14 protein-coding genes and 3 pseudogenes are annotated in these 13,426 nt (G+C 61.7%); 3 read left to right on the top strand and 14 right to left on the bottom strand.

The window, feature by feature from the left end; all coding sequences use genetic code 11:
* Nucleotides 1-210: pseudogene (locus AC1DNK_RS25115) on the bottom strand (hypothetical protein); the annotation flags it as partial.
* Nucleotides 211-346: 136 nt separating this feature from the next.
* Here AC1DNK_RS25115 and AC1DNK_RS25110 point away from each other — a divergent pair.
* Complete coding sequence (locus AC1DNK_RS25110) at nucleotides 347-1,009, top strand: response regulator (protein ID WP_112390065.1); 663 nt, start codon at nucleotides 347-349, stop codon at nucleotides 1,007-1,009.
* Nucleotides 1,006-2,376, top strand: a complete 1,371-nt coding sequence (locus tag AC1DNK_RS25105) for a sensor histidine kinase (protein WP_477943848.1) — start codon at nucleotides 1,006-1,008, stop codon at nucleotides 2,374-2,376. The genes AC1DNK_RS25110 and AC1DNK_RS25105 overlap by 4 nt, the downstream gene beginning before the upstream one ends.
* 72 nt (nucleotides 2,377-2,448) lie before the next feature.
* On the opposite strand, the gene AC1DNK_RS25100 is transcribed toward AC1DNK_RS25105, so the two are convergent.
* The 12 genes and pseudogenes from AC1DNK_RS25100 to AC1DNK_RS25045 form a co-directional block, all read right to left on the bottom strand.
* Complete coding sequence (locus AC1DNK_RS25100; RefSeq protein WP_477943847.1) at nucleotides 2,449-3,018, bottom strand: dual specificity protein phosphatase family protein; 570 nt, start codon at nucleotides 3,016-3,018, stop codon at nucleotides 2,449-2,451.
* 100 nt (nucleotides 3,019-3,118) lie between these two features.
* Nucleotides 3,119-3,268 (bottom strand): annotated as a pseudogene (locus tag AC1DNK_RS25095) (two-component sensor histidine kinase); the annotation flags it as partial.
* Between the two features lie 61 nt (nucleotides 3,269-3,329).
* On the bottom strand, nucleotides 3,330-4,109 hold the full coding sequence (ehuA, locus tag AC1DNK_RS25090) for an ectoine/hydroxyectoine ABC transporter ATP-binding protein EhuA (RefSeq protein WP_112390062.1): 780 nt from the start codon (nucleotides 4,107-4,109) through the stop codon (nucleotides 3,330-3,332).
* Nucleotides 4,106-4,798: an ectoine/hydroxyectoine ABC transporter permease subunit EhuD gene (ehuD, locus tag AC1DNK_RS25085; protein ID WP_112390061.1), complete on the bottom strand. Its 693-nt coding sequence runs from the start codon at nucleotides 4,796-4,798 to the stop codon at nucleotides 4,106-4,108. Before ehuD ends, ehuA begins: the two co-directional genes overlap by 4 nt.
* A 12-nt stretch (nucleotides 4,799-4,810) precedes the next feature.
* A complete protein-coding gene (ehuC, locus tag AC1DNK_RS25080) occupies nucleotides 4,811-5,476 on the bottom strand; it encodes an ectoine/hydroxyectoine ABC transporter permease subunit EhuC (protein WP_477943846.1) in 666 nt (221 codons plus the stop codon).
* A 62-nt stretch (nucleotides 5,477-5,538) separates the two neighbouring features.
* Complete coding sequence (gene ehuB / locus AC1DNK_RS25075; protein WP_112390059.1) at nucleotides 5,539-6,390, bottom strand: ectoine/hydroxyectoine ABC transporter substrate-binding protein EhuB; 852 nt, start codon at nucleotides 6,388-6,390, stop codon at nucleotides 5,539-5,541.
* Nucleotides 6,391-6,452: 62 nt separating this feature from the next.
* Nucleotides 6,453-7,469 (bottom strand): N(2)-acetyl-L-2,4-diaminobutanoate deacetylase DoeB, encoded by a 1,017-nt coding sequence (doeB, locus tag AC1DNK_RS25070; RefSeq protein WP_112599053.1) that lies wholly within the window; start codon nucleotides 7,467-7,469, stop codon nucleotides 6,453-6,455.
* 4 nt (nucleotides 7,470-7,473) lie between these two features.
* On the bottom strand, nucleotides 7,474-8,652 hold the full coding sequence (doeA, locus tag AC1DNK_RS25065) for an ectoine hydrolase DoeA (protein ID WP_477943845.1): 1,179 nt from the start codon (nucleotides 8,650-8,652) through the stop codon (nucleotides 7,474-7,476).
* On the bottom strand, nucleotides 8,649-9,662 hold the full coding sequence (eutC, locus tag AC1DNK_RS25060) for an ectoine utilization protein EutC (protein ID WP_477943844.1): 1,014 nt from the start codon (nucleotides 9,660-9,662) through the stop codon (nucleotides 8,649-8,651). The genes doeA and eutC overlap by 4 nt, the downstream gene beginning before the upstream one ends.
* Complete coding sequence (eutB, locus tag AC1DNK_RS25055) at nucleotides 9,659-10,678, bottom strand: hydroxyectoine utilization dehydratase EutB (protein WP_477943843.1); 1,020 nt, start codon at nucleotides 10,676-10,678, stop codon at nucleotides 9,659-9,661. The genes eutC and eutB overlap by 4 nt, the downstream gene beginning before the upstream one ends.
* Nucleotides 10,679-10,749: 71 nt before the next feature.
* Nucleotides 10,750-12,198 carry a MocR-like ectoine utilization transcription factor EhuR gene (ehuR, locus tag AC1DNK_RS25050; RefSeq protein ID WP_112390054.1) on the bottom strand — a complete coding sequence of 483 codons (1,449 nt, stop codon included), beginning with the start codon at nucleotides 12,196-12,198 and terminating at the stop codon, nucleotides 10,750-10,752.
* 122 nt (nucleotides 12,199-12,320) lie between these two features.
* Nucleotides 12,321-12,407, bottom strand: a pseudogene (locus tag AC1DNK_RS25045) (ion channel); the annotation flags it as partial.
* Nucleotides 12,408-12,495: 88 nt separating this feature from the next.
* Between AC1DNK_RS25045 and AC1DNK_RS25040 the strand changes: the two are divergent.
* Entirely contained in the window at nucleotides 12,496-12,906 is a 411-nt protein-coding gene (locus AC1DNK_RS25040; RefSeq protein WP_477943855.1) for a serine hydrolase, read from the top strand.
* Between the two features lie 43 nt (nucleotides 12,907-12,949).
* Here the strand turns inward: AC1DNK_RS25040 and AC1DNK_RS25035 are convergent, their stop codons facing one another.
* A complete protein-coding gene (locus AC1DNK_RS25035) occupies nucleotides 12,950-13,420 on the bottom strand; it encodes a hypothetical protein (RefSeq protein ID WP_112515162.1) in 471 nt (156 codons plus the stop codon).
* Nucleotides 13,421-13,426: the final 6 nt, after the last annotated feature.

Below are 13,426 nucleotides of genomic sequence, written 5' to 3'. Positions count from 1 at the left end.
GAGGCTGGAGATCGAGGTGGGCGTCAAGGGCGCAAGCTCGATGCCAGGCCGGGTGAATTTCATTGCCGCGGCACCGCCGGCCGCACCGATTGCAAGGACCGCAAAGGCCGCAATTCCGAAAGCCGCCAGATGCGTTGCCGGCCGGCGCGGGCCGCCCCTGCGGAGCGGCCGCTCAGGCGAGGTGTCGGGAGCGTCGTTTTCCATGGACATGATGCTGTCTCCAGTTCGTTGTGACTGGAGGATGATAGGCGTGTCCGGATCGACGCAGGCTGAACGTCGCGGTTCAGTTTCAGTTAAGCAAACGCGCCCTAGTTCTCACGAAGACATCAGAGAAACTGGGTTCACGATGCGCGTATTGCTGGTCGAAGACGACGACGATCTTTCCAGGCGGATTGCCGCCAGCCTGCGGACGGAAAACTTCGTGGTGGATGTCGCCAGGAACGGAGAGGATGCCGAGCACGCTGGCCTGACTGAGATCTTCGACGTCGCCGTTCTTGACCTTGGCCTCCCGAAGATCGACGGCGTTGCGGTTCTCAAATCCTGGCGAAGTGCGGGCAGGTCGCTTCCTGTTCTCGTGCTGACGGCCCGCGACGGCTGGCCCGACAAGGTGGCGGCTTTCAAAGCGGGGGCGGACGATTACCTGACCAAACCCTTCAGGGTGGAGGAGCTCATCCTGCGTCTTCGGGCGCTGGTCCGGCGCTCGACGGGCCATGCTTCGTCGCAGATATCGTGCGGCGATCTTACATTCGACGCGCAGCTCGGTACATTTGATCTGGCTGGTCTTCCGCTGAAGCTGACCGCATTCGAATGGCGGGTCCTGTCCTGCCTGATCCTTCGCAAGGACGCGATCGTCGACAGGCGAGAACTCATCGAACGGGTCTACGAGGGCGATGCCGACGTGGATTCGAATTCCATCGAGGTGATCATCGCCAGGCTCCGGCGCAAAATCGGCAGCGACAGGATCGAAACGGAGAGGGGGCGCGGCTACAGGCTGACGGATATTCGATGAGAGTACCGTTGCTGTCTTCGCGCCGCACGATCGCAGGCCGCCTGATCGCCTTCTCCGTCCTCTACGCCGCCGCAGCACTGCTCATCGCCTCGCTGGTCTTGTGGTTCATCGTTGCCGCCGTGGTCCGGGAGCAGGTTGATCAGCGGCTCGACATGCAGATCGACGCGGTCAAAAGCGCATTATCAGTAAACGCGGATGGAAGTCTTGCTCTGGCAGGTAATCTCGACGGGCCGCCGTTCGATCGCCTGGGTTCGGGATGGTACTGGCAGGCGCGCGTGGGCGAGCACCGCATTGCTTCAAGATCTCTGGCCGATGGCAGCGTCTCGGACCCGCCGCGCCCGTTCGATTGGCGCCGGATCCTGACGGGGGATCCGCAGCCTGCCGAAGGCTCCAGTGACCGGGGTCAGGCTCTGCATTTTCGCGTCGGCCAGGTGTTCGTTGGAGGTGTTTCGGTTGAAGTCCTGGCGGCCGCGCCGCGCCATGCCCTGACCGCGCCCGCGTTGCGCGCGCTGTCCTACCTGATCCCTGCCATGGTGGTTCTCGGCTGTTGCCTGGTCGTGGGGATAGTTCTGCAGGTTCGCTACGGTCTTGCACCCTTGCGCACGCTGTCTGGGCAGCTCTCTGAGATTTCGGCAGGGCGCCGCCGAGACCTTTCGCCTGCAGAAGTCGAGGATCTTGATCCTGTCGTCAACGACATCAATCGATTGCTCGACGACAACAGGGCGCGGTTGCAGGAAACAAGGCTGCAGTTCGCGAACCTAGCACACGGACTGAAGACACCTGTGGCCAGCCTTTACCTCGCACTTGATGACAAGAACGATCCAGGCCGAGAGGCGCGTCAGCTTGTCAAGCGTATCGACCGGAAGATTCGGCATCATCTCGGAAGTGCCAGAGCCGTTGCCGCCGGAGGTGGTTTGGGCTTTGAAACCGAGGTGCGGCCCAGGGTGAATGACCTGCTTCAGGTCATGTCGGCGATCTACGTCGATCGCAAACTCGCGGTCGCCAATGGCGTCATAGACGACCTTGTCGTCAACTGCTCGCCAGAGGACGTCGACGAGGTGATGGGTGCCATCATCGACAATGCCTTCAAATGGGCGGCGACATCCATCGTTGTGAAGGGCGTGCGCGAAGGGAAAATGCTGCTCTTGACTGTCGAGGATGATGGGCCGGGCATCGACGCTGGCCGTCTGGCCGAGGCGGTCTCACCTGGCGTGCGGCTGGATGAGACTGTGCCCGGACACGGTTTCGGCCTCTCGATAGCACAGGAGCTCGTCGGGCTCTTCGGCGGCAAGCTTCATCTCAAGCAGAGAGAAGGTGGAGGACTGGCAGCAACCGTTGCATTCCCGCTGTCGATTACCCTGCCCTAGGCGACCGCTGGCTATGTCGCGCAGACGTTTTAGGATGCATTGGCGCCCCTTCCGGGAGCCATCGGGGCCTGATCAGCCCTTCTGTTCGAAGTGCTCTTCCAAATCTTCCCAGCTGACGTCCATTGGCCAGGCCGCCGATATCAACGGAATGGCGACGTGACCGTAATAAAATGAAAGTTGGCCCTCGGCCTTGCTTTCGCCTTCGCCAGCGATCCGGCTCGTATAGATCGCGGAGATCAATCCGGTTCGATCGGATCCCGATTGGCAGTGAATCAGGATCGGTTTCGGCGCGGCAGCCATAATTGCCACGATCTCGTCGGCGCGTGTCAGCGCAAGTTTTTTCGAAGCCGACATTCCGAAATCGACATGTTCGACGCCGAGTTCCTGGGCTGTTTGGATTTCCGCCTGATACCAGGCCGCGTTCTGCTTCTCTCCACGCAAATTGATAATGCTCTTGATGCCGTGTTCCTTCACATAGGTATCAAGCTGCGAAGGCGTCGGCTGTGCAGAGCGGTAGAGCTGCCCCTCGATGACAGTGTGAAAATTGCCGACGACCTGGAGGTAGACCGCGTAGCCGCCCAGAGCTCCCGCGACCGAGAAAGCCATCCCGAATGCAATGGAGAGTTTGGTCCGGTTCTTCATTTTTGCCTCGCAAATCGCTCGCTACGAGGCAGATGGAGTGATTTCCTGACGGACACCTGAATGTCGGTTTCATGACTATTTGCAGAAGAACGCAGCGCAATCAGGCTGCCCATGCCGCGGCATCAAAGCAGACGTTGACCGCCAATCCAGGTGCGTCATCTGCGAGGTCTATATGGGCAGAATGCAGATCGGCGATGGCTCTTACGAGGCTGAGACCCAGTCCGTTGCCCGGCGTGGTGCGGCTCTTGGAAGCGCTGTGCTCCGCTTCCGTTATTCGTTTCCTGAAGCGGAGCAAGCGTCGGAAGCGGGATCTACGCCAAAACCGACGAGAGAAACTCCCGCGTGCGCTCTTCGCGTGGCGTGCCGAATATCTCGTCGGGTGCGCCCTGTTCGCAGATACGTCCCTTGTCGAAGAAGCAGACGCGGTCCGAGACTTCCCGGGCGAAACGCATCTCGTGGGTGACGAGCAGCATGGTCAGGTCATGCTCGTGCGCCAGGCCGCGGATCACCGAAAGCACTTCGCCGACCAGCTGGGGATCGAGCGCCGAGGTCGGCTCATCGAAGAGAAGCACCCGTGGGCGCATCGCCAGCGCACGGGCGATTGCCACGCGCTGCTGCTGGCCGCCGGAGAGCTGGGAGGGATAGAAATCCTTCTTGTCGGCCAGCCCCACCATATCGAGCAGCTTGAGCGCACGCGCCTCGGCCTCGGCCCGCGCGATGCCGAGTACCCGGAGGGGCGCCTCGACGACATTGCGCAGAACGGTCATGTGGGGAAACAGGTTGAAGCTCTGGAACACCATGCCGACATGGTTCCGGATCTGGCGCAGATGGCTTTCTGAGGCCTTGAATGGACCCTTGCCGTGCGGTTCGTGATAGGACAGGCCCTGTAACGTCAGCTTGCCGTCCTGAAAGGGCTCGAGTGTCATGAGGATGCGCAGCACGGTCGATTTGCCCGAACCGGATGGGCCGATCAGTGTCACCTTCTCGCCCTGCATGACGCTGAAGTTGAAGCCGTCGAGGACCGTCAGGGGACCGAAGCGCTTCGCGACATTGGAAAATTCGATGATGGGCGGATTGTTGTTTTCGGTCATCGCAAGGGGATTCCTGCTTTCGGAAGAGCTTTCTGTAATCGGTGGAGACCGGCCGAGCAGATCAGCGTCAGGAGAAGGAAGATCAGGCCGACAAGGGTCAGCGGGACGAGATATTCGAAGGTGCGCTCGCCGATCATGTTGGCGAGGCCCATCATTTCCATAACGGTGACAACAGACAGAACCGGCGTTTCCTTGATCATGGCAACGAGATAGTTGCCCATCGCGGGAACAATGCGCGGGATGGCCTGCGGGATGATGATGTCTCGATAGGCCTGCATTCGCGTCAGATTGAGCGCCGTTGCCGCTTCCCACTGGCCGCGGGGTACAGCCTCGATCCCGCCTCGATAGACCTCCGAGGTATAGGCCGCATATTGCAGACCGAGCGCCAGCGCGCCGGTGAGAAAGGCGGGTAGTACGACGCCGAAATCGGGCAGCACGTAATAGAGAAAGAACAGCTGCACGAGCAGCGGCGTGTCGCGCAGGAACTCGACGATGAAGGCCGTCGTCCAGGAGATCGCCACCACGCGGCTGCGGCGCAGCAGCGCGAAGACGAGACCAAGCACGAGCGCGATGGCAAAGCCGGCGGCCGCCGCCTTCAACGTGACCGTCAGGCCGATCAGGATGATGGGCAGGATCGAGCTCGTAAAGGTGAGCCACGTCGTCGTATCCCATTCATATCCGTACATCATGTGATCAAATCCTCACGGGCGGGGCATCGGCGGGAAGGCATGGCCGCGCCGCACGAAACGCTCGATCACGCGGATCGCCACCATCAACACCAATGACATGGCGAAGTAGCAGACCAGCGTGATCGAATAGATGCTGGCGCTATTCAGCGTGATGTTGCGGATCGATTGTGCCGCGAAGGTGAGATCGGCAATCGAGATCAGCGATACGAGCGAGGAGAGCTTCAGCGTCTCGATCGCCAGATTGCCGAAAGCCGGCATCATCTCGACGATCGCCTGCGGCAGCGAGATGCGAAACAGCGTCTGGAAACGGCTGAAATTCAGGGCGCGGGCGGCCTCCTGCTGTTGCACCGACACGGATGTCAGCGCGCCGCGGACGATCTCGGCACCGTAGCCGCCGGCATGTGCCGCCAGCACTAAAATTCCGGTGGTGATCGGATCGAAGCTCAGCCCGACAAGCGGCAATGCGTAATAGAACCAGAAAAGCTGGACGAAGAGCGAGGTGCCGCGAAAAAGCTCGGTGTAGCAGAGCGCGACGGTCCTCAGCACCGGTCCGCCCTCGACGCGCAGGATGCCGAAAACGAAGGCAAGCACCGCGCCGACGGCGAGCGAGGCCAGCGTGATCGTCATCGTGATCATCGCACCGTGCCAGATCATCGGCAGGTAGGCTGTCCAGTTCATGCGGAAGTCTCCTGGTCCTTAGGAGTGGCGCCCGATCAGCGGTGATCGAGCGCCTTTTGCCGTTACTTGCCGGCGCAGAGGTCTTCGACCTTCTTGCCCGCCGCCGCAGCGATGCTCTGTTCGGATACACCGTACTTGGTCAGGATCGCCTTGTACTCATCCGTCTTGCGGAACTCGACAAGAGCGGCGTTGAAGGCATCGCGCAGTTCCTTGTCCTCGGGGCGGAAGGCAAAGCCGCCATAATTGCGGACCGGCGCCTCCTTGACGATCGGATCCTCGAACGGCGCGGCCTGCTCGACCTGTGCCTGGCCCTTTGCCAGTGCCGCGACAGTCAATTCCGTCGCTGCATAGGCGTCGGTGCGGCTTTGAACGGTCGGGATCGCGTCGGCATTGGCCGGAATGAAGACGATCTGCTCATCCTTGACGCCGACGGCGCGCAGGAAGTCGACATTGTTGGCGCCCGAAACGACGGCAACCGTCAGCGACGGGTCCTTGGCGATATCGGCATAGGTCTTCAAGCCCTTTGGATTGCCCTTCTTGACGAGCAGGCCTTCGCCATAGGAGGAGTTCGGCTCGGTGAAGGCAACCTGCTTGCAGCGTTCCGGCGAGATATTCTGCTCGGCGGCGGCAAAATCGAAGCGCTTGGCCTTGAGGCCGGGGATCAGCGTACCGAACGGCGTCACCGTCCAGTTGATCTCGGCAATCCCCATGGATTTCAGCACGGCGCTGGCGACATCCGGGCCGATACCGGCAGAGGTGCCGTCGGGCTGCATGTAGGAATAGGGCACTTCGTTGGCCGTGGCAGCGCGGATATAGCCCTGCTCCTTGACCTCTGCGAGCGTCAGGGCGCTGGCAGATGTTACGCCCAGGATCAGGGCAAGGGCGGAAAGGCCGGCGATCGTCTTGATAGGCATGCGAATTCTCCTCTGGTTAGGGTTTGCGGTCCGTTTTCGGATCTCGCGTCGGTTTCTCTTGGTTATGTCTCTCCCGTGACCGTGGCGATCACGGAAAGGCAGTCGCCGGCCTTTATCAGGCCGGGTACGTGGCGAGCCGCGAGCACGCCATCCATGGCGGTGCGGTACTCGATCGGTGCGAGGCCGGTCTTGCCGGCCGGATAGACGCGGGCGATGATCTCGCCGTTTCTCACGGGATCACCGAGATCTACGGCGAAGGCGATCAGTCCCTCATCCTCGGCAAAGGTGAAGCAGTCGCTCGATGGCATATCCAACCAACGAGTGGGCGTGACATTCGGTTCACCCGAAAGGATCCCGGCATGCCGCAAAAGATTGAGGCTGCCCCGGCGCGCAATCCCGATCGAGCGTGCCGTGGCCGTCCCGGCGCCGCCGAGTTCGGTGGTAACGAAGGTCTTGCCCATCTCTTCTACCGTTGTGTCGAGCATGCCGACAGCGTCGATCTCCAGCATCCTCATGGAGAAGGGGGCAGCGAAGGCGGCGACGGCATTAAAGCAGCGCGCCTCCTGATCCTTGTCCGGGAGTTCGTGCGCGGCGGCATAGGGCAGGAAGTCCAATGTCCTGCCGCCCGAGTGGAAATCGAGAACGATATCGGCGAGCGGGAGCAGATGTCGCGTGACGTAATCGGCGATCTTCTCGGTCACCGTGCCATCTGGGCGGCCTGGAAAGCTGCGGTTCAGGTTTCCCCGATCGATCGGCGACGTCCGCGTTCCGGCGCGAAAGGCTGGATAGTTGAGCGCCGGAACGATGATGATGCGACCATTCACTTCGGAAGGATCCAGGGTCTGCGCCAGTTCGAAGAGTGCCGCCGGCCCTTCGTACTCGTCGCCATGGTTGGCGCCGGTCAGAAGTGCCGTCGGGCCTTTGCCATTGGCGATGACGCAGATCGGGATCATCACCGAGCCCCAGGCGCTGTCATCACGGCTATAGGGCAGGCGCAGATGTCCGTGCTGCACGCCCTTTGCGTCGAAATCGACGGAGGGCGTAATCGGCGAGGGACGGAGCGCAGCGCTGGTCGGCATCGCCTCAGCCCTTCACGAACAGTTGGCGCGGCACGTTCGACAGGCATTCGACGCCGGTCTCGGTGATCGCTATACTCTCGGTGATCTCAAGCCCCATATCTTCCAGCCAGAGGCCGGTCATGAAATGGAAGGTCATGCCGGGCTTCAGCTCGGTGCGGTCGCCGGGACGCAGGCTCATGGTGCGCTCGCCCCAATCCGGCGGGTAGGAAAGCCCGATCGGATAGCCGGTGCGGTTGTCCTTGATGATACCGTATTTCTTCAGGACGGCGAAGAAGGCGTTGGCGATATCTTCGCAGGTGTTGCCGGGCTTGGCAGCCGCAAGACCAGCTTCCATGCCTTCGAGCGTTGCCTTTTCGGCATCGAGAAAGGCTTGCGTCGGCTTGCCGAGGAAGACGGTGCGCGACAGCGGGCAGTGATAGCGCTTGTAGGCGCCTGCGATCTCGAAGAAGGTGCCTTCGCCTGAGAGCATCGGCTTGTCGTCCCAGGTCAGGTGCGGCGCGGATGCGTCGGCGCCTGATGGTAGAAGTGGCACGATTGCTGGATAGTCGCCGCCGAACTCCGGCGTTCCCCGGATGCCCGCGTCATAGATTTCTGCGACGAGATCGCATTTGCGCATGCCAGGCTCGACCACCTCGACGATGCGCTTGTGCATAAGTTCGACGATCTTGCCGGCCTTGCGCATGTAGTCGAGTTCGGTCGGGCTCTTGACGGCACGCTGCCAGTTGACGAGGCCTGCGGCATCCTTGAAGCGGGCATTCGGCAGGTTCTTCTGCAACGAGGCGTAGGCAGCCGCAGAGAAGTAATAATTGTCCATCTCCACGCCGACCGTGAGGCCCGACCATTTTCGCTCGTCGATGATCTTCGAGAGCAGGTCCATCGGGTGCCGTTCGGTCGACTGCACATAATGATCGGGATAGCCGACGATGTTGTCGTGGTGGAGGTAAGCGGTGCGCCTGGCGCCGTTGGCGTCCTGCTTGCGACCATACCAGATCGGCTCGCCTGATGGCGGCACCAGCACGCATTGGTGCACATAGAAGGACCAGCCGTCGTAGCCGGTAAGCCAGTGCATGTTCGACGGGTCGGTAACGACCAGCAGATCGATGCCGGCCTTTTCCATCGTATGACGGGTCTTGGACAGGCGCTCGGCATATTCCTCACGCGTAAAGTTCAGCGTCACACTCACGCGGCATCTCCCATTTCTCTTTTGTTTTCGATTGTCTGGCCGCTGTCTGCCGCGACGGCGCGGCTGACGGCCAGATTGGCGATCGCGGTGTCCTGCACACCGGTGCCCGTCAGGTCGGCGAAGGTTATGTCTTCGGCACTTACGCGGCCCCTTGCCTTGCCGGCGATCACCGCTCCAAGTTCTGCAAAATGCTGTTCCGATGTGGCAAAACCGGCTTTGATGGCGTGGTGCAACTCGCCGAGAATGCATGTCTGCGACAGCCGGTCGGCAATGTAGGTGGTGCGGGCGAAGACGGCCGGATCGATCTCGTTCTTGTGTTCGGAATCCGATCCCATCGCTGTCAGATGCTGGCCGCGTTCGAGCCACTCGGCCATCAGGATGGGCTTCTCGGCCGGCGTCGTGGTGACGATGATGTCGCTGCCGCGTATGGCCTCGCGCGGATCGGCAAAGGCGGTAACGTCGATCCCGTATTGCCGTGCGCAGTCTGCGGCCAGCTTCTCTGCTTTTGCGTGATCACGCGCCCAGATGCGCGCCGATCTGATGGGACGAACCAGCATCAGTGCCGCAAGCTGCAACTGCGCCTGCATGCCGGCGCCGAAGATTGTGGCGACGGAGGCATCTCCTTGCGACAGATGGCGGGCGGAAACGGCACCGGCTGCCGCGGTGCGCACGTCTGTCAGGTAGCCGTTGTCGAGAAGAAGAGCTTCCACCAGGCCCGTCTTGGCGCTGAACAGGATCATCAAGCCGTTGAGGCTGGGAAGGCCAAGCTTCGGATTGTCGAAGAAGCCAGGGCTCACCTTGATCGCGAAGCCGTCGAAACCCGGCACATGGGCCGTCTTGACGTCCACTTCGCCGCGGAACTCGGGAATGTCGAGACGCAGGATCGGCGGCATCGCAACCGGCTGGGTCGCAAGCGCCAGAAACGCCTGCTCGACGCAGTCCACAGCGGAAACATCGAGGCTGACGACGGCACGAAGGTCCCTTTCCGTCAGGATACGAATGCGGCTCATGCGGCGCCTCCCGCGATGATGTGGCGGTGAACCCCAGGATCGATATTGCCGCCCGATAGGATCACGGCCGTAAGGCCCGAGAGCGCGACCTTGCCTGCAAGGATGGCGGCGATGCCAACGGCACCGGCACCCTCGACCGTCTCGCCTTCTTCGCGCGCGGCATGGCGAATGCCCATTGCGATCTCGTCTTCGGTCAGCAATACAACCTCGTCGAGCAGATCGCGGCACAGCTGGAAGGTCACGCGGTTCGAGAGGCCGATACCGCCACCCAGCGAATCCGCCAGCGTCTCTTCCTCGCGCACGGCAACAGGTCTACCGGCGGCGATCGATGCATGCATCGCCGCGCCGCGCTCCATCGAGATGCCGATGATCCGCACCCGAGGCTTCAGCGACTTGACCGCGACAGCGATGCCAGCCGCCAGCCCGCCGCCGGAAAGGGGGACGAGAATGGTCGTGAGATCCGGCAGGTCCTCGACGATCTCGAGGCCGATCGTGCCTTGGCCGGCAACGACGTCGGCATGGTCGAACGGCGGGATCGGCATCAGTCCATGGCTTGCGACGAGCCGCTCGACCTCGTCCTGCGCATCGTCCTGCGAGACGCCGACAATGCGGATGTCCGCACCCAGCGCCCTTATGGCTTCGACCTTGTTGGCGGGCACCAGCGACGACATGCAGATCGTTGCCGGGATGCCAAGTGCGCGCGCTGCAAAAGCGACGGCCCGGCCGTGATTGCCGGTCGAGGCGGTGACGAGACCACGCTCGCGTGCGGCCGGATCGAGCGAGAGGATGGCGTTTGTCGCGCCGCGCAGCTTGAAGGCGCCGATCGGCTGGCGTGTCTCGAGCTTCAGATGAACGGGTTGGCCGGCATGCCTGGAGAGCGCAGCGGAGTAAACGAGCGGCGTGCGCGTCACGCGGTCCCGGATGCGGGCGGCAGCGCGCTCGATATCAGCCAGGCTGACCGGCAGCGTCTCGTCGTCTGTTGATCTCGGCAGTGTCTCGCTCTTCATGATTGTCATGTTGAGAGCGAACTAAAATCATGTCAATTATTATATTGTAATGATTCAATGATTGTGCCAAGAGCCGGACGTCAGCCGATGGAGCCGACGTCATAGACGGGCGGCAGCTGCTCGAAGGCCTGCCGCACGGTCGCCAGCGCCTTCCTGAGGCTCTTGTGGCTCATTCGTCCGCCAAGGCAGATGCGGATGCCGCCGCCGTGGCCGGGGCCTGCAATGAAAGGCTCCGATGGCGTGACAGCGACCTTCTGGTTGGCGAGGGAGCGCACCAGGCCGTCCTCGGTCCAATGTTCAGGCACTTTCAGCCAGGCGCAGAGTGACAGCGGGTGGCTGGATGCGAAATGGGCGCCGAGGATTTCGGCTGCGATGGTTTGGCGCGCGCGTGCTTCCTCCCGCTGTATTGTCAGCAAATGCTGCGCCGTGCCGTTCTCGACCCAGCGCGTGGCGATTTCGGCGGTCAGGTAGGTGCCGCTCCAGCTCGACACGCGCAGAATGGAGGCCGCGCGGATGGAATAGGCGGGTGGGACGACGAGATATCCGACCCTGAGGCCCGTCAGCACCGTCTTGGTGAAGCTTGTGGCGAAGAAACCGAGGTCAGGCAGCAGCTCGCTGATCGAGGGCAGGTCCTCCTCGATCATCAGCCTGTAGACCTCATCTTCGACGACGAAGACGCCGTAACGCTGGGCGATCTCGGCGATCGCGCGCCTGCGCGCCGCGCCGGCAACGTGGCTGGTCGGATTGTTAAGCGTCGGAATGAGGACCAAGGCCCGTACGCTACCCGCGGCGCAGGCGGCTTCCAGGGCATCGGGCAAAATTCCTTCAGCATCGGTGGGCAATCCCTTCAGGCTGAAGCCGAGGATATTGGACAGGCCGATGATGCCGTGATCGGTGAGATTTTCGCACAGCACGACATCGCCGGAGCGGATGATGCAGCTGAGCGCAAGGAAGATGCTATGCGCCGCTCCGTTGGTCACCAGGATGCGCTCGGCGCCGGCGCTGACGCCCATCGGCCGCAGCCAGAGCTGCGCTGTCTCGCGATGGCGGTCGAGCCCGGCGATCGGACGGCAGGGCCGCATGAAGCTGGCGATATCGCTGTCTGCGAGCTCGCGGAAGATTTCTCGGGAAGCGTCCTCATGCGCGTCTAGATAGACGGCGCGGATGATGGAAAGGTCTAGCACTTCGTTTTCGCTGTGGTCGAGCATCATCCGGCCTGCGCGGTCGGTCACGCGCGGCCTGACGAAGGTGCCACGGCCGATCTCGCCACTGAGATAGCCGAGCCTTTCTGCTTCCTTGTAGGAGAGGCTGACGGTCTGGACCGACAGCCCGATTTCGCGCGCCAGATCGCGATGTGTCGGCATCCGATCCATCGGCTTGAGAAGGCCGGAATCGATATCGGCGATGATACGCTCGGTCAAAGCCGAATGCTTCGTCTCGCCCTTTTGCTTTGCTAGGCTCGGGCGCCAATTGACCGGTTTTGTCGCGGAAATCGGTTTTGTGGCGAGCGGATTGGCTTGGCGGCGCATGAATTGTCTCGTTCTAACGGAAAGTATTTCATGACATTATGCACGTTCCGAACAAAAAGATGAAGCGCTGAGCATAGTGAGCGGCGTTCCTCACGACCCTTCGTCCGGTATATTCAGGATTTCGGCGTCGTGATGTCTCCAAACCCCGCCGCCGTCACGGTCACGACGGTGAAGTAGAGCGCATCAACGAAGCCTTCGCCTCCCGCTCTTATCGAAGAACGACTGAATGACGGAGCCTGTCCTGGTAAGGGCTTCGCTATCTAACACGATGGTGCCGCTGAGCGGCCCCATGCCCGGATCACCGTCGACCTGGAAGGCACGGCGCGGGCCGGCGGCGGCCTGTTCCTGTCCGCGCGCGACTTCGCCCGTCTTGGCGATCTGATCCGCCGCGGCGGCGCACGCGACGGAAAACAGATCATTCCCGCGGACTGGATCCGCGACACCACGACCGGCGGCAGCCGTCATGCCTGGACAACCGGCAACTTCGCCCCCTGGCTCCCCTCCGGCTCCTACCGGAACCAATGGTACCAGACCGGCAACGCCGACGGCGCCTTCTTCGCACTCGGCATCCACGGCCAATGGCTCTTCGTCAACCCGCGCGCAGACCTCGTGATCGTCAAATTCTCGTCACAGCCGAATCCGGTGGATGATGGCCTGAAGCAGATGAATATGGCGCTATTCGATGCGATTGCGGAGATCGCTGGATAGGGCGGTGGTAACGCAGGCGGCGGAAGCTCGCCCGCCGGCGGCGTCAATTGTCCCCGGCGAATTCGACGGATGAGATTTCGACCGACCAATCCAGGTCGCCCGGCGACGGGTTGCCAGGCAGGGTTTGCAGGCCGCGATACGAATTGAGCGCCCAGCACGTGCCGTAGGTCTCATGCGGTCCGATGATCTTGTAGCTGGACAGATAGTCCGAGTAGGTTTCGATGCTGAAACCTGGACGTTTGGCGATCAGGCGAAAACGCACCGTGTTGATCGCGCGGTCCGATCCGTTGGAAAGTTCGACGAAAACCGGCTTGTCCGCTGTCTCACAGCCGCGCGTTGAACTCTTGCCCACCACGAGCCTTGCCATGTCATCGCGACCGGACTGTTGGGAGTAAAAATATGCGGCAATGCCCCCGCCGGCGACAATGAAGACCGCAAGAGCAATTAATGCAGGCCGGGGAAACAGAAAGAAGAAAACAACAAATACAACGACGGCAACGATCAACAATATCATCTGGCG

This window comes from Rhizobium sp. 01N424, assembly GCF_056399485.1.
This window is presented reverse-complemented; position numbering and strand designations above follow the sequence as displayed.